The sequence below is a fragment of the Spirilliplanes yamanashiensis genome (assembly GCF_016863475.1).
Classification (GTDB): domain Bacteria; phylum Actinomycetota; class Actinomycetes; order Mycobacteriales; family Micromonosporaceae; genus Spirilliplanes; species Spirilliplanes yamanashiensis.
Genome location: NZ_BOOY01000041.1, coordinates 37,411 through 56,103, shown reverse-complemented (window position 1 = coordinate 56,103; position 18,693 = coordinate 37,411). Strand labels below are relative to the sequence as shown.

Annotated in this window: 12 protein-coding genes; 5 read left to right on the top strand and 7 right to left on the bottom strand. The window is 68.8% G+C overall.

Going from position 1 to position 18,693, the window contains the following annotated elements:
* Window positions 1–316: 316 nt before the first annotated feature.
* Window positions 317–5,080, top strand: coding sequence for a MobF family relaxase (mobF, locus tag Sya03_RS28690; protein WP_203941567.1), 4,764 nt, complete (start codon window positions 317–319; stop codon window positions 5,078–5,080).
* Window positions 5,081–5,122: 42 nt separating this feature from the next.
* Here the strand turns inward: mobF and Sya03_RS28685 are convergent, their stop codons facing one another.
* A complete protein-coding gene (locus tag Sya03_RS28685) occupies window positions 5,123–5,506 on the bottom strand; it encodes a hypothetical protein (RefSeq protein ID WP_203941566.1) in 384 nt (127 codons plus the stop codon).
* Window positions 5,507–6,539: 1,033 nt separating this feature from the next.
* On the opposite strand from Sya03_RS28685, the gene Sya03_RS28680 reads away from it, so the two are divergent.
* Window positions 6,540–7,880: a helix-turn-helix domain-containing protein gene (locus tag Sya03_RS28680; protein WP_203941565.1), complete on the top strand. Its 1,341-nt coding sequence runs from the start codon at window positions 6,540–6,542 to the stop codon at window positions 7,878–7,880.
* Here Sya03_RS28680 and Sya03_RS28675 read toward each other — a convergent pair.
* The 3 genes from Sya03_RS28675 to Sya03_RS28665 all read right to left on the bottom strand — a co-directional run bounded on the left by Sya03_RS28675 (window position 7,877) and on the right by Sya03_RS28665 (window position 11,330).
* On the bottom strand, window positions 7,877–9,622 hold the full coding sequence (locus Sya03_RS28675; protein WP_239107924.1) for an alpha/beta hydrolase family protein: 1,746 nt from the start codon (window positions 9,620–9,622) through the stop codon (window positions 7,877–7,879). The two genes, Sya03_RS28680 and Sya03_RS28675, sit on opposite strands and share 4 nt — an antisense overlap.
* A gap of 401 nt (window positions 9,623–10,023) precedes the next feature.
* Window positions 10,024–11,052, bottom strand: coding sequence for a hypothetical protein (locus Sya03_RS28670; RefSeq protein ID WP_203941564.1), 1,029 nt, complete (start codon window positions 11,050–11,052; stop codon window positions 10,024–10,026).
* A complete protein-coding gene (locus Sya03_RS28665; RefSeq protein ID WP_203941563.1) occupies window positions 11,049–11,330 on the bottom strand; it encodes a hypothetical protein in 282 nt (93 codons plus the stop codon). Before Sya03_RS28665 ends, Sya03_RS28670 begins: the two co-directional genes overlap by 4 nt.
* Before the next feature lie 92 nt (window positions 11,331–11,422).
* Between Sya03_RS28665 and Sya03_RS28660 the strand changes: the two genes are divergently transcribed.
* From Sya03_RS28660 to Sya03_RS28650, 3 genes are all read left to right on the top strand, one after another.
* Window positions 11,423–12,193: a pentapeptide repeat-containing protein gene (locus Sya03_RS28660; RefSeq protein WP_203941562.1), complete on the top strand. Its 771-nt coding sequence runs from the start codon at window positions 11,423–11,425 to the stop codon at window positions 12,191–12,193.
* 610 nt (window positions 12,194–12,803) lie between these two features.
* A complete protein-coding gene (locus Sya03_RS28655; protein WP_203941561.1) occupies window positions 12,804–14,732 on the top strand; it encodes an ATP-dependent nuclease in 1,929 nt (642 codons plus the stop codon).
* Window positions 14,733–14,740: 8 nt separating this feature from the next.
* Window positions 14,741–16,468: an ATP-dependent helicase gene (locus tag Sya03_RS28650; RefSeq protein ID WP_203941560.1), complete on the top strand. Its 1,728-nt coding sequence runs from the start codon at window positions 14,741–14,743 to the stop codon at window positions 16,466–16,468.
* A 176-nt stretch (window positions 16,469–16,644) separates the two neighbouring features.
* On the opposite strand, the gene Sya03_RS28645 is transcribed toward Sya03_RS28650, so the two are convergent.
* Genes Sya03_RS28645 through Sya03_RS28635 form a run of 3 tightly spaced genes read right to left on the bottom strand, consistent with a single transcriptional unit; the run spans window position 16,645 to window position 18,566 of the window.
* The gene (locus Sya03_RS28645) at window positions 16,645–16,905 is read right to left on the bottom strand and encodes a hypothetical protein (RefSeq protein ID WP_203941559.1); all 261 of its coding nucleotides are present in this window, start codon (window positions 16,903–16,905) and stop codon (window positions 16,645–16,647) included.
* A gap of 15 nt (window positions 16,906–16,920) precedes the next feature.
* Window positions 16,921–17,910, bottom strand: coding sequence for a DnaB-like helicase N-terminal domain-containing protein (locus tag Sya03_RS28640; protein ID WP_203941558.1), 990 nt, complete (start codon window positions 17,908–17,910; stop codon window positions 16,921–16,923).
* Window positions 17,910–18,566, bottom strand: coding sequence for a hypothetical protein (locus Sya03_RS28635; protein WP_203941557.1), 657 nt, complete (start codon window positions 18,564–18,566; stop codon window positions 17,910–17,912). Before Sya03_RS28635 ends, Sya03_RS28640 begins: the two co-directional genes overlap by 1 nt.
* Between the last annotated feature and the right edge of the window lie 127 nt (window positions 18,567–18,693).

The following is an 18,693-nucleotide window of genomic DNA, read 5'->3' as shown; positions in this document are numbered from 1 at the left end:
GAACGGTAAGGGCGGCCGATTCGTTCGCCGAATAACACCGACAACCGCAGCCAACCCCAGTCAACCCCGCTCATCACTTCGACGTAAAGCATCGAAATGCATCGGGCGAGCCGCATTGAGCAGGCATGACACGTCAGTAGAATCCACTTCAGCAATGCCGAGACACCTCTTGCACTACCAGTGAAAGTGGTTCATCGTGGTGCTCCTACTGGCACGACCGGAGGCGACCGGCAATGGCAGGAAACGGCCGCGAAAGACGGCGCAGTGGTCCAATGAATCGTCGTGCCGCAGCTGGGAGCTCGGCGGTGAATCGGCCATGGTGATGACCGTCCACAAGCTCTCCGCCGGCGACGGGTACACGTACCTCACCCGCAACATCGCCGGCGGCGACGTCGACCGCACCCGTAGTCAGGACGCCGCCGCGTACTACACCGCCGAGGGCAACCCGCCTGGCACGTGGATCGGCCGCGGTGCTCCGCTGCTCGGCCTCGCCGGCACCCACGTCACCGAGGAGCAGATGCGGGCGCTGTTCGGCCACGGCATGCACCCCGACGCGGACGCCGCCATCGCCCGGCACCAGGCCGCCCACATTCACGCCGGCACGACGGACAGGCAGCTCGCCCGCGTCGCGGTCGACGCCCGCCGCGCGGCCCGCCTCGGCCGGGCGTTTCCCGTCTACGCCGCCCTGGCCCCGTTCGAGGACCGCGTCGACGAGCGCCTCGCCGTCATAACCGCGGAGACCGGGCGCGCGCCGACCGACGCCGAGGCGGCGAAAATCCGCCGGGAGGAGGCGGCCCGCGGCCGAGGCGGCGTCGCCGGCTACGACGTCGTCTTCGCGCCCGTGAAATCGGCCGCGCTGCTCTGGGCGCTCGATCCCCGCCCGCACGTCCGGCAGGCCGTCTGGGACGCCCACCACGCGGCGAAGGACGACACCCTCACCATGCTGGAGGAGCACGCGGCGTTCACCCGCACCGGCACCGGCGGCATCGCACAGATCGGCACCCACGGCCTGGTGGCGGTGGCGTTCGACCACTACGACTCCCGCGACGGCGACCCCAACCTGCACACCCACGTCGCCATTTCGAACAAGATCTGCGGGGACGACGGCGTGTGGCGGGCCCTCGACGGGCGGGCGCTGTACCGGCTCACGGTCGCGGCGTCCGAGCACTACAACACCACCTTCCAGGCCGCGCTCACCGAACGGCTCGGCGTCGCCTGGACGCCTCGGACGGTGCCCGGCAAGGACGACCCGATCCACGAGATCACCGGCATCCCGGCCGAACTGATCGCGCACTACTCCCGGCGGCGCAACCGGCTCTACGCCCGGTACGAGACGCTGCTGGCCGCCTACCGGCGCGAGCACGGCCACGACCCCGATGCCGCCGTGTGCCACCGGCTCGCCCGCCAGGCCACCCTCGACACCCGCCACGGCAAGAAGCCGCCGCGGTCGCTCGCCGCCATGCGCGCCGCGTGGACCGGGGAACTGCGCGACGCGTTCGGGCCGGGCGCCGTGGCGAGGGTGATGGCAGCCGTACCACCGCCGGACGCGGCACCGCGTGCCTTCGCGGCTCCGTCCGACGCGGACGTCACGACGCTGGCGGGTCGTGTCCTCGCCGCCGTGGCCGAGCACCGCGCGACCTGGACCGAGTGGAACGTCCGTGCCGAAGCCGAACGCCTCGTCCGGGCGGTCACGCCCGCCACGACTGCCGCGGCGGCCGCCGCCTTGGTAGGGCGGGTAGTCGCGGCGGCGCTGGCACCGGGCGCCAGCATCAGCGTGGAGGCACCCAGCCTGGTCGACGAACCCGCCGCCCTGCGCCGCGCCGACGGCACCTCGGTCTTTGTTCAGCACCGGGCCACCCGCTACACCAGCCAGGCCGTCCTCGACGCCGAACAGCGCCTCCTGACGGCCGCCCGCACCGCCACCCAGCACGCTATGCCGGCCGACACGGTCACCGCCGCCCTGCGCGACTTCGACCAACGCACCCGCCATCCACTCGATCCGGGACAGCGCCGGTTGGTGGCCGCCTTCGCCACCAGCGACGCGCTGCTCGCGGTCGGCATCGGCGCCGCCGGCACCGGCAAGACCACCGCCATGCGGGCCTACCTGCACACCGCACGCGCCCACGGGCGCAGCGTCGTCCCCCTCGCCACGTCCGCCGCATCCGCCGCCGTCCTGGCTGCGGACCTCGGCGTGCCGGCCGAGAACCTGCACAAGTTCCTCCACGACCACCGCCACGCTGCCCCCACCACTCCCCCCGGCGAGCCCGCGCCTCGTGCGGCAGCGTTCGAGGTCCGACCCGGCGACGTCATCCTCGTCGACGAGGCCGGCATGGCCGGCACCTTCAACCTCGACCGCCTCCGGGTCGTCGCCGTCCGGCACGGCGCGGTCATCCGCCTGCTCGGCGACCACCGTCAGCTGGCAGCCGTCGAGTCGGGCGGCGTCCTGCGCCTGATCGCCACCGACGTCGGCGCCGCCGAACTGGAGACCGTGCACCGCTTCACCGACCCCGCCGAGGCCGCCGCCACCACGAAACTCCGCGTCGGCGACAGCACCGCCCTCGACCATTACGAGACGCGGAACCGCATCCGGGGCGGATCCCGGCACGCCATGCTCGACGGCGTCTACACCGGCTGGCACGCCGACATCGCCGCCGGGAAGGTGTCGATCATGTGCGCGGCCGCCAACCGGGATGTCGCCGCCCTCGCCGCCCGAGCCCGCCTCGACCGCGTCACGCTCGGCCGGGTAGAACCCGGCGGCGTCGCCCTGCACGACGGCAACACCGCCGGACGCGGCGACTGGGTCATCGCCCGCCGCAACGAACGGCGCCTCACCCACCACAACGGCCGGGACTTCGTCCGCAACGGCGACGGCTGGACCGTCACCGCCCGCCACCGCGACGGCTCCCTCACCGTCCGGCACCTACGCCACCGCGGCACCCTCCGGCTGCCCGCCGACTACGTCGCCGCCCACGTCGAACTGCTCTACGCCACCACCGTGCACCGCGCCCAGGGCGACACCGTGGACACCACCCACGCCCTCGTCACCGGCGAAGTCGCCCGCGAGAACCTGTACGTCGCCGCCACCCGCGCCCGCGAACGCACCCACCTCTACACCGTCACCCACGAGCTGCTCGACCTCGACGAGGACCGCCGCCTCGACCGCACCCGCTACGACCCCGACGGCCGCGCCGCCCGCGAAGTGCTTGAGGGCATCCTCGCCACCGACACCGCCGAACTGACTGCCACCGAAACCATCCGCGCCGCCCAACACGACGCGGCCTCCCTGGCGACCCTCATGCCCCGCATGGTCCACGCCGCCGAACAGGCCGTCCAGCCGCACTACCGGCACCTCACCGAGCAGGTGTTCGGACCCGCGATGGCCGCCCGCGTCGCCCACGATCCCGCCTGGCCGATCGTCGTCCACACGCTCATGACTGCCCACCAGCAGGGCTGGCAGCCCGAACAACTCCTGGCCGCCGCCACCCGGTACGGACCGATGGACGACGCCCGCTCCGCGGCGCAGCTGCTCGCCTGGCGGCTGTCCGACGTCACCGACCACACCCCGGTCCCCGCCCCGCTGGCCCCGCCCGACCGCGCGCAGGCCGCCCGATACGCGGCGCTGCTGGAGCACCACACCGGCACCCGTCCACCCGTCGGCGCGCTGCAATGCACGCCGCCGGCGCTGCACAACGGCACCCCGGCGCGGCGCACCCCTGACGACGGGTACACGCCGGTCGACGCCGCCGACCTCGACCACATCACGCTCGACAACGCCTCCGCCGGCGACCCCGCCCGGCTCGAGGCCATCACCGAAGCGGATCGGCGGCATCTCGCGGCCAACGGCGTCGCGCGCGCCGAGCAACGGCCGCCTGAGACACTGCGCCACCATCAAGCCGTCACCGACGCGCTCGGCGACCGGCTCGCCGACGTCGTACGCCGGCAGCCCGGATGGTCCGCCCTGCACGCCGCCGTCGCCCGAGCCCACCACGCCGACCACGACGCCAGCCGGGTCCTCAGCGCCGTCGCGGGATCCCGCAGCCTGCTTGACGCCGGCGACACCGCCCAGGTACTGGCCTGCCGGCTCAACCGCTACCTCGCCGCCCAGCCCACCCCCGCGGCGGCGGAGCGGAACAACGGCACCTGGGCCACCATCGGCTGGATCCTCGCCGGCCACGAGCGCGCGGGCGGCGACCCGGACACCCTCCTGGCCGCCGCGCCGGGCGGCGTACCGCTGCACGACCTCGCCGCCCACATCACCGAGGCCGCCCAGGCGGCCGCGCTCGACCGCCGGGACCACCGTGCCGTCCCGCCGTGGACACCACCGGCCGACGCTTCAAGAGCCGGGAAGTCCGCGGCCTACACCGGCTACCTCACCGACTCCGAACGGGCGATCGAGGCGCGCGTTGCGCGGCTCGCTGACGACGCCGCGACCCGCCGCCCGGCCTGGACGACCGCCTTCGGCGCCGAACCGCACGACCCGCAGAAACGGGCGCATTGGCGCCGCCAGCTCGGCATAGCCGCCGCGTACCGCGACCAGTACGCCGCCGCCGACGACGACCCGCGCCACCCCCTCGGCCCATACATCGAGCCGGGCCGCGCCGGCTACCACGCCTACTGGCACGCCGTCGACGCGCTGGCAAGAGCCCACACCGGCAGCTCGGTTCCCAGCGACAATGCCACCCACCGGGTTGCCGTGGACACCTACTGGGCGCTTCCCGAGCCCGCCCGGCGAGCCGTGGCGACCACCGTCATCGGCAGGGTCGGCATCCTGTGGCAGGGCGACACTGCGTCACCGGATGAGGCGATCACCCAGCCGGTATACCGCTTCCACCTGAGTCGCGCCCTACGCGACCACGGACACCTGGCTCCCGATCCGAAGCCGCATGTCGAGGCGACGCGGGCCAGGGGTGAAGACGCCCGGCCATCCCGGATGAACCGCCTCAGGAGACCCACCACGGCCGGACCCCGTCAACGCATTCGTGCCGTGCCGCGACAGGAGCCTGCTGGCCGCTCCGGGCCGACGCCCGTCACTGAGCCGCGGCCGGTACAGCAAGATCCTGGACCGCGGTACCGGCTGTAGAGGCAGGCGCCATGGACCTGCGGCGCGAGCGAGTCCGGGCCGCTATGGCTGGCTATTCATCGACTCGACGACGGACTGCTCGATCGTCTCGAAGATGTCAGCGTCGGTCTCCTGTTGCCAGCCCGGCAGCTGGTCCCACGGGGCCACGTAGGACGGCTTGGGGTCCGGGAAGTGGCGGTAGATGTGTGCGACCCAGCACAGCGCCACGAACTGGCCCTTCTGGGTACGCGTGAGGTGCCGGGTGGCGCCATCGCTGCCCGCCACGAACGCGCGCACGAGGTCGTATACGGCCGCCGCGCTCTGCCGCTCCCAGTCCGGTGTCTCCTCCCACGGGGCGACATAGCCGGGCTTCGGGTCACCGGGATAGTGCCGCCGTACCCCGGCAATCCATGCCTCGCGGAAGATGCGGCCGTTCTCCACCGACACAGGGCGTCCTCTCGTCGTCCGGGCATTGCGTGCTGTCAGGCTCACGTCGTGCTGAGTTGTGCGATCTCAGCGTCCAGGTGCCGTACGTGCCGGTCAGTTCGGTACTCGGCGAGGTACGGACGTACATCGTGCAACCTTCGAACGACGACGTCGGAGCCTGTCTTTTCACCCTTGTCGACCGGTGCGCCACGGACGGGTCCGGGCCGCGCTTCGGCAGCGACGGTCGGCGACGTTCCACACCATCATGGCTTGCGCAAATGCTCGGGCACGCGCCCGAGCCAGCCATTCGCTCCTGACATGGCCATTCCTAGCGAAGTTCGGCGTCAGTGTCGACGGGCAACCAGCCTATGAAGCGCTCGTACAGGCAGGTCGGCGTTGCCCCCTTGGCGGCTAGAGGTTCAGCCGCCTCGTCCAAGCAAACCGCCAAGTAGATGCGCAGACTGGTCGGCTGACCGGCGTATTCGACCGCAAGATCTACCTTGGCCGGTGCACAGGGCCACGGCGCCTCGCACGCCGAGCAATCCCAGCACGGCCGGGTGGCAGTGTGAATGGTCATCGGTGCCCGTCCTTCGCTCGGCACCGCATGATCGATGGACGCCCACAACACCACCCAGGTGGAATCCGATCAAGCCACCGGCTCCCGCACACAACTGTCTGTCGGGGTGCGGCAACAGTGCTCGGGCCGAACGTCTCCTGGTGCATGCAGAGCGGGCGTAGGGACGCTCCGAGGCGGACGGACCTATCGCGCGTCCGCCCCGGAGCCGCCTGTGGCACGACGGCGTCGGCGTGCCCGACAACCGGAGACCTTCCTGCGCTCGCCACTGCACACCCCCTGCCGCCGGTTCCGGCGCTCGGGCGCCGTCGCGTCTTGAGCTAACCGGTGACGCGGCGATGTCGGACAGGTCTGCCGACGGCCTCCGACATATCGCCGACATCGGCGGCCGCCGTCTCGCTCGGACGGTCGAAGCACCATGTCTGCCGTCCGGCGGATCTGACACAATGCGTTCTTCCACGCCTACGGGAGGTGGTGGCGATGGCGGACTCGGCGGAGGTCCGGGAGGCCATGCGATCGCTTGGGCGCAGGCTCGCGTCGTTCCGCCGCGCCGTCCGTCTGAGTCAGGAAGCACTCGCCGACAAGGTGCACTACGGGCGAAGCACCGTGGCGAGCGTGGAGGTCGGTCTGCAGAACGCGGTCGAGGCGTTCTGGCAGCGTGCGGACGATGCGGTCGCCGCGAACGGTGAACTGCTGCGGGCGTACCGAAGTCTTGTGGAGTTACGTGCTGCCGAGAACCGCGCCGCAGCCAGCGTGTTCGCGATGCCGTCGATCGATCGGCGCGTACTCCCGCAACCATCACGGCCAGCAGCTGCCTATGTGCCGTTCCTGCCGGCAGCTCTGGACCGACCCGCGCTGGACTGGCTGGTCGGTGAGGACCCCCGCCGTCCGGTTCGAGATGGCTGTCGCCTCGACGAGGCGTTCGTTGTCGAAGCGGAGCGGCGGCTGGCGACACTGCGGGACCGTGACCACCAGCTTGGTGCGGGTGCCGCCTACCCCGACGTCATGGGCTTCCTGCAGACCGACGTGCGCCGCCTCGTCGCCATCAGTCCCGCAGACGGACCAATCGGCCGACGGGCCCACACCGTCGCTCTCGGCGCGTTCGAGCTGGCCGGATACCAGGCAGTCGACCTGGGCGCCGACGGTGTGGCACAGCAGCACTACCTGCGTGCCCTCGCGCTGACGGGTGCGGAGGGCGATCGGCTGTACGGTGCCTACCTCCTGGCGGTGAGCATTGGCCATCTCGCCCTGCACTGCGGGCACCCTCACCGGGGACTACGCATGGTCCAGACAGCCATCCAAGGCGGCGGCCCGGCCACCACACCTCTGGTCGGCGCGGCACTCCATGCCGTGCTCGCCCGGGCACACGCGCGTCTGGGCGAGGAGCGTAAGTGCTCCAACGCGTTAGCCGTCGCGGAGGCGTCCCTGTCCCGAGCCGACGTGGACGACGAACCGCCGTGGGTCCGCTACCTGAGCCCCGCGTACCTGGCCGACGAGGTCGCCCACTGCCTGTTCGACCTTGGTCACTACGAGCCCGCCCGTCGTGAGATCGACCAGGCGGTCGCCGGCGTCGGCGCGAGCCGGGTACGGCGACTCGCGATCGACACCGCCCTGCTCGCTTCGACGCTCGCCAGGTCAGGCCGCGTGGACGAGGCGTGCGCCCGGGGCCGGGAGGCCACTGATCTCGCTCGGCGCACGACCTCCATGCGCACCGTGCAGCGGGTCGCCCAGCTGCGCCTCGATCTCTCCCCGTACGAACACGAGCGCGAGGTGGTCGACCTTTTCGACTACCTGCACGAGGTGCTGCCGGCCGCAGGTTAGCCGCCCGCGAGCGCTCGTAGCCGGTGTCGGTAGAAGGCGAGTTCGGCTTCGAGGGCGCGAGTGGTGTCGTCCTTGGCCCCGAGCTCGTGGCCGGCGGTACCGAGCACCAGCAGCTCCTGCGGCTTGCCATGAGCCGCCAGCGCATCGGCCAACTGTGCCACGTCGGAGAACGGCGCCACGTGGTCATCCGATCCGTGAATCAGCAGGACCGGCCGCTTGACCGCCGCGGCGCGGACCGGACCAGCGGGGCCAGCAAGGGCGGCCGCGTGTGGCCGTTGCCAACGTGGTGCGGTCTGTTGCCAACGCGCCGGGTCGATGATTGCTGAGCGGGCTACCGCGCCGGCGAAGACACCCGAGCGGGACACCGCCTGCAAAGCGGTGTAGCCCCCAGCGCTGGCCCCGGTGATGAAGACGTGGCCGGGGGCGGTGCGGCCCTCGGCGATCATGAGCTCAGCGGTCGCAACGCAATCGTCGACGTCTGCCGTACCCCACTGCCCGTACAGCTCCTGCCGGAACCGGCGCGAGTAGCCCGTGCTGCCCCGGTAGTCGACATCCACCACGGCGAAGCCATGGCTGCACAGGAACTGCACCTGCGCATCAGGACGCAGCGTCATCGAGGCGGTCGGCCCGGGATGAGCCCGCACCACCGTGGGAGCCGCCCAGTCCGCGGCGGCGCCATGCGGCGGATACACGAGGGCATTGAGCCGGCCGCCCGGTCCGTCGACACGGAGCTCCGTCGGCGCGATCGGTTGGAAACTGGCCCAATCCTTGCTCGGCGGTCGGCTCAAACGGCGCCACGCCTCGCCAGCGTCAAGATCGATCTCGATGACCCGGGACAAGGCGGTTGGCGAGGACACGATGCAGTACGCGTGGTTACCGGCCGCTGCGAGATACGGCTTGATCACGCTGAACGGCAGGTCCACCTGCTCCCGCCGACCGTCCGGTTGCTGGACGAGCAGGCGCTGGCGCGGGCCGTCGTGGACCGTCATGGCCAATCCCCCACCGGCCAAGTGCACGTAGCTGGAGTACCCCAGCTCCCACGGCGCTGCCGCGATGTCGGCGTCCATCGTCACGATGGGTCGAACGTCGGTGCCGTCCCACGCGTAGAGGCTCCACCAGCCGCTGCGGTCGGATAGGAACGTGAGCCCGTGTGAAGCGCTCCACTGCGGCTCGAGGACCGACTCGTCGTCACCGCCAGCGACCAACACGGGTTCAGCCAGCTCGCCGTTCCGGCGGTTCGCTGCCCACAGCTCGGTGGCGTCCCAGGGCATGCGGTCCCGCTCCCAACGCAACCAGGCGAGGCGGTCACCGTACGGACGAGGAGCGGCCAGGAAGCCGTCGGTGCACGTCAGGACCTGGGACGACGCGCCGGGCCCGACATGGACCAAGCAATCCCCGTCCGCCGTTTCACCAACAGCGAGGAGACCATTGCGGTCGGGTGTCAGATCGCCGAAGCCCGCCACGCCGTCGAGCAGCACTTGAGTGCCGGCACCCACGTCGAGCAGATGGATTCGACCGTCACTGCGGTCGACGTACCAAACTCGCGACCCGTCCACGGCATAGGCGCCACCCCCATACGCATGGATAGTCGAACCCACGTCAGCACCCGGCGGCGTCACCTCGGCGAGCTCACCGCTGACTAGGTCCGCCCGAATCAGGGCTACACGACCCCCGTCGCCAGGAAGCGATTGCAGCCACCACGCCGCACCGCGAGCGAGGCTGACGGCGTCGTAGGACGCCACCGCATGAGCGACCCATGCAGCGTCCAAGCCCGGGCGCTGCAAGGGCTCCTGCACGTGGATCGCCCTCCCCCCGCTTGACGGCGCGCTTCCTGCTCGGTTCACAGTGACATCATCGCGGCCGGTTGGATCGAGCGACGGAGCCTCCCCACCGCGTCAGTCTCGATCTCTGGCAGCTCGTACAGGCAGTAATACATCGTGTCGATGACCTGGCTGCCCCTCATTACGGCGTCAACTGATCAATCTCCAGGGGTGCCCGTCCTCACGTGATGGACCTGACATGCCGATGTGAACGTGCCAGGGCGAGCCTTCCGAAATCGTTATCGCGCTAGAGGCCCATCTGCTGATGATGCGCGGCTAACGATTTGCCGCCCCAGCACACTGGTCGGCCTGTGCCAGGCTCGTCATTCTGGCGCAGGCTGGTCGCCGGCGGGCGCATTCATTGCGGGGCCGACTGCAAACGGCGGGGGCGCGGGATGCTGATACCTCAGTGCCTCTAACGGCTGCAGATCGAACATAGGGCGCAGCTTCTGGTGGAGGTCGCGCTCCTCCAAAACGTTGTTCGGCAGTTCGAGATGCAGACGTTCGTATACGGTGAATCGGTTCATAGCGACGATATTGGTCATCGCATTGCCGTAGTCGTGCGCCTGCACGATGGCACCTCGGTAGGATACGTACGCGAAGGTGTAGGGGATGAGAGCAGTCAGCAACCAGAGCCCGTCATCCCAAAAGAGGGCAACGTTGAGGACAAAAGCGATCCCGAAGATGGCTGCGGTTCGGACGGCCAGGTCCATCGCCGAGCGTCGGTCGTTGAGATAGTTCAGCTCGGTGTCAGGGGCTACGAGTCCGACCAACGGTAGAAGCGCGGAGGCGGGCAACCCAAAGGGTTCGCCTGCACCCACCTCATAGCGGCGGAGGACATTACCTAGGCGCGTCGGCATGACATTGTCAGCGGAATCTGGGTAATCGGAACTCAGTCTTGACGACTCGAAGTGCAGGCTAAGCAACTCCTGGTGTGCGTTTGCGCCCGCAGACTTATGCAATCGCTCGAGCTCGCCCCGTACATGCTTCGCGTCCCGCCGCAGTTCGTATAGGGCCGCCCGGCGCCGCCTGTGGCGATCGACCGCTAGGGAGCGCATGCGCCGCGACAACGCTCCCAGGCCCCAATAGCCCTCGGCTAACTGCACCATCATGTACTGCAAGGGATGCATGACGACGCTGACGGCGAGTGACACGAGGGTCAGCGCTGCGGCTCCGCCAAGATCCAGCTCGGAGACGGCGTCGCGGATGCCAATGTGGTCGGGAGGGCCGGTGAGTCCTCCGCTGCTGATCAGCACTGAGCAGTACGTCACCAGAAAGAGTGACGGAAGGAAGCTCACCAGGCTGAAGTATTGACCGATCGCCTGGCGGGCGCCTGACAATAACCCAGTCATGCGCCGAGCGGGTCATTGTCGATCACTTCATCCTCTGGGACGAAGTAGTTGCAGTCGCGTCCCTCGCAGTAGAGCCGCCCGTTCTTCTTGATCAAGAGGCGCCGGCAACGCGCAACATTGTGTCGCTTACCCGGGTCGCCACCACCTCCACGGGGCGGATCGATGCCCGGGGGTCGCAAGGTCGGCCCTTGGGTCATGAGGTGGAGTATCACCAGGGCCAGAAGGGCAGCGCTGAAGATCAGGCCAGCGGAGGTGGCGCGGGTCGAAGCGGCTCGCATGACTGCTCCTTCGGTCAGGAGCATCGTAACCGCCGTCGGCTGATCATTACCGACGGAACGGAAGGCGCCATTGTGGACCTTGGAGTAGCCGGTTGACCGAGTCTCGCACGGACCCGGAGTCGCCGTGGCTGCAGCGCTTGATCATTCTCGCCGACAAGAGTTCCTTGTCCAGGTCGTGGTGGACGTGGACCGCGGCGGCAGTCGTCGCGGCAGCGCTGGCGGGTGCCGCATTCGGCAAGATCGGCGCCCTGGTCATCATCGCGGTAGTCGTCGCCGTCGCCACGGTCCGGGTCAGTGAACAACTCTTCGCCGGTCGGGCGGGCGGCGTTCGCGGTCTGCTGGGAATCGCCGCCGGCTTCGTCGTCGCCATAGGCTTACTGGCCTGGGCCGACGCTCTACCAAAGGTCCCCGAAGCGGGGGCGGACCTGCGCGGTAAGGAGATCCACGAACTACGCGAGACGGACCTGCGCGGCGCCCAGCTATCGGGCGCCCGCTTGGAGAAGCTCACGCTGACCGGACGCGACTTCTCCGGCATCATCGCGCAGGGAACGTCTTTTCGCGACGCCCAACTGAGCAGGGCCATCTTCCGCGGCGCGGACTTGCGCGGGGCTGACTTCACCAGGGCTTGCCTAAGAGGGGCAGACTTCTCGGGCGCCAACCTCGACGGGGTCACACTGACCGACGCCGACGTAGCCGGCGCATTGCTCCCAAGTGACGCTACTTCGGGTGAGCCGTCTCCGCCGGCGCCAACAACCTCAGCAGTGCCATCTCCGACCGCGTCGCCCACTTCCAGCGTCCCTGCTCCCTCGACGCCGATTTGGAGCCGCTCGCCAGGTCCGTCGCGGACAGCAACGTGCTTGTAACCGCCGTAGAGTCGGATTGCTCGGGGCCCCCGGCAGAAACCCTATACACCTCTCAGCCGGTGACGGTCGTAGCGGGTTCGGTGAGCTGCCAGGTGAGTTGGCAGAACAAATGGGCGAGAGCACCATTGGCGCTGGCGACGACCAGCGCCCTCAAACCATGCAGCCAACATCCTATTTTCCGCCGCCCGTGCACGCGGACTCATCCCGCCGCCTGTCACTCGGTGACGGTCGACTCCGGCTGCTCGGCGTCCTGTTCTGCCGATGAGCGGACGCCGTCTAGATCGATCTACCGGTCCATTGCAGAGCCGGCAGGCTGACATTCCGGATGCCAATCGCGCATCTGAGAACAGGGCTCGGTGTCGGTCGCTCACGGTTGCTGGAGACCCCGACCAGCGGGCCAACGGCTTGCCAAGTCCGTCGCTAACGCGCCCGTCACCTAGAAGGGTGAATCCTGGCCCCCTTTACACCAACTTGTCCGCTTGTGGGATGTGAATCATTGACGGCGTCCAGAGCGGCTGATCAAGATAAGCCTCCTGCATTCAGGCGGGAGGTTCCCACCAGCATGTCCATGGCACCGAGCCCTCTAAGCACGCTGACCACGGGAAGCGGCATGTACCTGGCCTCCCTCCGACTCAATAATTTCCGGTCGTGCCGCAACGTCGAGGTCAAGATCCAGCCCGGCCTGACGCTGCTCGTCGGCGACAACAACTCGGGCAAGTCCAACATCGTGGACGCGATGCGGCTGCTGACCGCGCCGCTGAGCGGGCGGCGGGTCCGCTACCTGGAGATCGACGACGTCTCCACCGGCGCGAACGGGCCTATCGAAATCGAAGGCGTCTTTGATGGCCTGACACGGTTCCAGCTGGGCCAATACATCGGCGCACTCGACATCGGGACCAACAAGGCGCACTACATGACCAGGTTCCGGCCGGATGTGGACGCACCTCGCCGTTCCAGGGTGGAGAATTTGGCCGGCCGGGCCGCCGGGTCCGACGCCGAACCCGAGAAGCGCGACCAGATCCGGCACGTCTACCTGGCACCGCTGCGTGACGCCAAGCGTGAGCTGGACTCCGCCACGGGCAACCGCATGGCGCTCATCATCAAATACCTGACGAGCGAAGCGGACCGTACGGACTTCCTCGACCGGGCGATCGACGGGCTGCGCAAGCTCGAAGAGCACGACGTCATCACCGGCACTCAGAAGCGGCTGCAAGAACACGTCAGCGACCTCACCGACCCGGTGCGGGCGCAGGTGATCGGGCTCAGCTTTCGCGACGTCCGGCTGCAACGGCTCGCCCGTGGCCTGCGCCTGAAGATTGCCGAGCACGGCGTCGACCTCGCCGACATCGAGGACTCGGGCCTTGGCTACGCCAACCTGCTCTATATGGCGTCGGTCATCATCGAGCTGCGGAACGCGCAGGATGCTGAGCTCACGCTCTTCCTCGTGGAGGAGCCGGAGGCCCACCTCCATCCGCAGCTGCAGGCCGTGCTCCTGGACTACCTCCAGGAACAAGCCGCCAAGTCGCCGCGCGACGACACCGACGGTCCGGCCGGCCGCATTCAAGTCATCGCTACGACCCACTCGCCGAACCTGGCCAGCGCAGTGGGCATCCGCAACATTGTGGTCCTGCGCACCCAGGAGATCCGGACAACCCAGGAAATCACCGAGGAGGCCCCGGCCATCGAGGAGACGGCTGAGGGCTACAAGGAGGCCGAGGCGGCACCGACGGGCATTCAGCGTGGCACGGCCGCTATCGCTCTGTGCGACATCGACCTGACCGACGAGGAACGTCGCAAGATCGACCAGTACCTGGATGTGAGCCGCGCCGAGTTGCTATTCACCCGGCGCGCGGTCCTCGTCGAGGGGGTTTCCGAGGCCGTCATCCTGCCGCCGCTCGCACGCAACTGCGTCCTCGACAAGAGGGCGGCTAACTATGGGGCAAGGTGCCGCGAATTTCGGGCTGTGTCGATCATTAACATTGGCAGCGTCGACTTCGGCCCTTACCTAAAACTGCTCCTACAGGAGGTCAACGGCGTTCGGCTCGTCGACCGGCTGGTGGTCATCACTGACGGGGATCCCGACGTTGTCGATGACGAGGTCGACCTAGATGACGACCCAGACGACGACCTAGACGATGCGCCCAAGGCCGACGAGGCGGCGGCGAAGGAGGAGCCGGCGGTCACGCTCAGCCGACACGACCGGCTCGAGAAGATCGCCACCCAGCTGGGCGCCGACTCGATCCTCGCCGTGTTCGCCGCCGAGTTCACGCTCGAGGCCGATTTGATGAACCCGTTCCCTATAAACGGACCGCTGTTGGAGATCGCGTTCAAGCGTCAGAAGCCAAGGTCGGGCAAGTTCTGGAGCACGCTGAAGGCGAGCCCGAACCCGGCTGAGGTCTTCTACCGCAAGTTGCGCACCAGCAAGCGGTACATCGGCAAGGGTGAGTTTGCCCACGACGTCGCCGAGCTGATCCAGAGCGGCCGCACGTTCAACTGTCCCGACTACCTCACGCAGGCCATACAGTCGGCGATGCGGTAGGCGGGGCCATGGAGGAGATCGAGTTTTCGCCCGCGCAGCGAGCCCTAATCGACAAGCCGGGCAGCGTCTTCGTCCCGGCGTGTCCGGGAGCCGGGAAAACTCAGAGCATCGTCGAGCGCTTCATCCAACGCCCTGGCGTCCCACCCCGACAGGGCGTCGCTCTGTTGTCGTTCACCAACGCCGCCATCAGCGAGGCGCGTCAACGGTGCGACCAGCGGCCCGACCTCCTCATGTCACCGAACTTCGTCGGCACTATCGACGGCTTTATCAACCGGTTCATCGTCACGCCGCTGTACAAGGCGTTTACGGGCTTGGTCCCCACGTTCAAGGACTCGTGGCATTCCGTCCAGGGCACCGCGTTCGGGGTGGTGGGGGTGCCGCTGGAGTTCCAGCTCGGCTGGTTCGCGTTCGACCACGACGGCGCCAACGCCCGGCTCGTCAGCCACAAGATCCCGTACGCGCAGCGCAGCACCGTGGCAAACCTCCCCGACTGGCAGGTGAAGAAGGCCAGCGCCAGTGCCTCACGGCTCGCTCGCCGGTTCCTCGCCAACGGGGTGATGGACTGTGCGGCGACGCGGGTGCTGATGGAGCACTACCTCACCGATACGACCAACCGGACCCGTCTGGGTCGCTTAATGGGCGCCCGGTTCGGATCCGTCATCGTAGATGAGGTACAGGACTGTGACAGCAGCGACATCTTCCTCATCAACTTTCTGATCGACTGCGGCATCGAGACCGTCATGGTGGGCGACCTCGACCAGTCCATCTACGGCTTCCGCGGCTCTACCATCGAGGCGGTCAAGAGCCTCGTTGGCAGGGTCCCCAGAGGAACGCGATTCGACGGCAACTATCGAAGTTCTCCGGCGATTTGCGCCGTCGTCAACAGCTTGCGCGCCAGCGACGGCACCGACATCCCGCTCGGCAGATGGAAGGACGACCACTCCCCCGTGGTGCTCCTCCCCGTGAGCGGGTTCGGCCAAGCGCGGCTAAAGATCATCAAGGTCGCTGGGTCGATGGGCTTCGCGTCCGAGGAGATAAAGGTGCTCGCCTACGCCGAGAAGGACGCCCGCGAATGCGCCGGAGCCTCCCCGCCGGGTGATAAGGGTGGCGGCCGACTCGTACATCTTGCCCAAGCTGCAGCGACCCTTCGAGATCTCCGCGCCAGCGCTCGAGTCCGCACAACGGCCATGCAGACGATCGAAGGGATCCTCCGCGGGCTCGGCCAAGACGACGATTGCGTGCGCGCCGACGCTGAATTCCTCGACTCCGTCGGGCTCACCCCTCGCACGTTCCGGGACGGTTGCCTGCGGCTCGCCTGCAGAACCGCACCCTTCGACGGCCCACCAAGCGCCTTCCGTGCCGAGATGCGCGACGGCATTAAGGCGTTGGGGTGGGACGCCTGGATCAACACTGGCGGCCTTCGCTCCCCGAGCGGTGACACCTGGCCCGTCCTATTGGTCGACGAACCCGACGCTCTCGACTGGTCGACGATCCACGGCTTCAAGGGGCTCCAAGCGACGGTTACCGCTGTCGCGATTCCGCCGCTACCGAAGCGCGCCACCACGCCCGACGGGGTAGGGCTCTGGAGCGAGGGCGTTCCTGGCGAGAGCCGACGGGTACTGTACGTCGGCGCATCCCGCGCACAGCGCCTGCTCATTCTGGTCACCGCCGCCTCCCAGGCGGCCGCCGCAATATCCTGCCTTCAACGGGACACCGTGCCCTTCGTGGTGATATGACGCTGAGCCGGATTCACAGATGATTCGGTTCGATGGCTAGACGAGATGATGCCGTCGAACCATTCGACGGCGTTCTCAATGAGTCCGGTCGCCGCCCTCGTGCGCCAAGCACGCAACCTGGGCCAAGCATTCACATGCCGCTGAGGATGCGCGGTGACTGATCGCCGATCGGAGCCCTACGGATCCTGCAGAAGCTTCGGATTCGCCCAGTCGGCATGACGATCCAGCTTTGCGATCGTGGCCGGATCAGTGATCAACAGCCATGTATGGGTGTGGGCGATCCACCAGTGGTCGCGGTAGCGGACGATGTCGGTGATGATGTCGGACAGCGGCACCACGTCGCCGCGCTCGCTCGCTGCGCGGATCTCCTCGTACGTGACCTCCAGCGGATACCCGGCATCCCTGTCCTCGTTCAACCGGCGAGCAGGCTCGGCCATGGTTCGACCTCCGGCCTATCGCTCGATGCGGGGTATCGGCGACGCCGGCGGTGCCAGGGGCGCGGGTGGGTGCAGATGCGGATCGAGGCCCGCCGTCCGCTCAGCTACCGGCTCAGTCCGTGGTCGGGTCGAGTCAAGCCCGCCGAGGTGCGTAGCCAGGGACCTTTGGATGTCATCGGCAACGAGGTCGCGACCGGCCTCGATGGCACTGCGCGTGGTTCGCGTGGTCGCGAGGCGGTGTAGCAGCGCCACATCCGGTTCACGGGCGTCCGCTCGAACCCCATCCGGGTCCCGCGGGGTGAGGGCGCGCGTCCGCGCCATCTCCCAGCAGACGATGACCTCGTCGATGTCCTCGCCGTCGTAGCCGAGCCGTACGAGCGTCTCGAAGACCTCCCGTCGTTGCTCGCTGGTGAACGTGTCGCGGTGCACGAACACCGCGATGTCGGACGCCTGCTCCGGGTGCTGGAGCAGGTCGGCCAGGAGTTCCTCCTCCGTGGCGACCCGCCACTGGTCCACGGGCCCGGTGCCGACATGGTCGGGATCGGCGGCTTGGAAGGTGTGAAACGCGGCGTACACCTCGGCCTGGCGTGCGAGCGCGTCGGCGAGCTTGACGAGGTGGGCCTGGCCGTCGACGTCGACGGTGTGGGCGGCGGCGGTGGCGATGCGCTCGGCGTGCGTCGCGACGTCGCGCCGGAAGCCGGCCGCTTGCACCATTCGCGCGTAGGCGGCGACGTGGGCGGGCTCGGGGCAGGCGTTACGCACGTCGGCGAGCCATGACGCGTCGACGCCTCGGGTGTCGGCGCGCAGGGCGACGACATTGATCAAGGCGTCGCCGTACAACGCCGGGTAATCGTGCCGCAGCTTCGTGATGACTTCGAACAGGGTTCCGTGGGCGCGGTGGGCGAAGTCCTCGGCGCGCAGGTAGCTCACCTCGGCCGGCGGCGGCTCCTCGGCGAGCAGGGCGCCGATGAGGGCCAGTTCAGCCTGGTCGGCCAGGGAATGCATCAGCTGGTTCCCCCTTCCAGGGCGGCGCGGCGGGCGCGTTCGGCCGCGACCGCGGCGTCGGCGACCGCCATCCGGTCGGCGGCGGAGTCGAGTTCGGCGGTGAACACGGGATCCGTCACGACGGTCCAACCACCGTCGGGGTGGGCGGTCCACCACTGGTCGCGGTAGTGCACGTAGTCGGTGATCTGCTGGCCGAGAGGTCGCGCTTCACCGCGGTGCAGGGCGTCGTGGATCATCGGGTCTCCTATCCGCTGGTCGCCGGCACGCGGCTTGGCCGTGCTCGCGAGCAGGGCCGCCGGTACGGCGGCGAGGGGGTCAGCTCTCAGCCACTGGGCGCAAAGGTCGGTGTCCGCGGCGGCGAGGGCGGCCGGGGTGCGGTGTCCGGCGCGGCAGCCGGCGGCGTAGATCGTCGTGGCGGCGTGGATGACGTGGCGCAGTTCGGCGTGCCAGTAGCGGGCGGCCTGCCCGGCCGGCTGGTCGGCGGTATAGATCTCCCCGCGCCAGGCCTTGAGTGCGGCGAGCTCCTCGATGAGGCCCGGGTGCAACGGCCAGCATTGGGGCAGGCGGTGCTCGGTGGCCAGTTCGTAGCGGTCGTGCAGCCAGATAACCCACTCGACGAGTTCGATCCAGGCCGCCTTGCGGTCGGTGGGCGTCATGGCGTGCCATTCGCGCACCAGCGGGCCCGCAACGCGTGGCTTGCCGCCGGCGCCGGCGGGGCCGCTGGGCAGGCGGCGAGTCCGGAGGGCCGGGCCGGCGGCGCCGCGTCCGCCCGGTCGTAGCCGG

Coding starts and splice junctions, on each gene's coding strand:
- Sya03_RS28635 (WP_203941557.1), bottom strand. CDS start 18,566: ATGACGCCCACCGACCGCAAGGCGGCCTGGATCGAACTCGTCGAGTGG.
- Sya03_RS28680 (WP_203941565.1), top strand. CDS start 6,540: ATGGCGGACTCGGCGGAGGTCCGGGAGGCCATGCGATCGCTTGGGCGC.
- Sya03_RS28665 (WP_203941563.1), bottom strand. CDS start 11,330: ATGCGAGCCGCTTCGACCCGCGCCACCTCCGCTGGCCTGATCTTCAGC.
- mobF (WP_203941567.1), top strand. CDS start 317: ATGGTGATGACCGTCCACAAGCTCTCCGCCGGCGACGGGTACACGTAC.
- Sya03_RS28655 (WP_203941561.1), top strand. CDS start 12,804: ATGTACCTGGCCTCCCTCCGACTCAATAATTTCCGGTCGTGCCGCAAC.
- Sya03_RS28645 (WP_203941559.1), bottom strand. CDS start 16,905: ATGGCCGAGCCTGCTCGCCGGTTGAACGAGGACAGGGATGCCGGGTAT.
- Sya03_RS28650 (WP_203941560.1), top strand. CDS start 14,741: ATGGAGGAGATCGAGTTTTCGCCCGCGCAGCGAGCCCTAATCGACAAG.
- Sya03_RS28670 (WP_203941564.1), bottom strand. CDS start 11,052: ATGACTGGGTTATTGTCAGGCGCCCGCCAGGCGATCGGTCAATACTTC.
- Sya03_RS28640 (WP_203941558.1), bottom strand. CDS start 17,910: ATGCATTCCCTGGCCGACCAGGCTGAACTGGCCCTCATCGGCGCCCTG.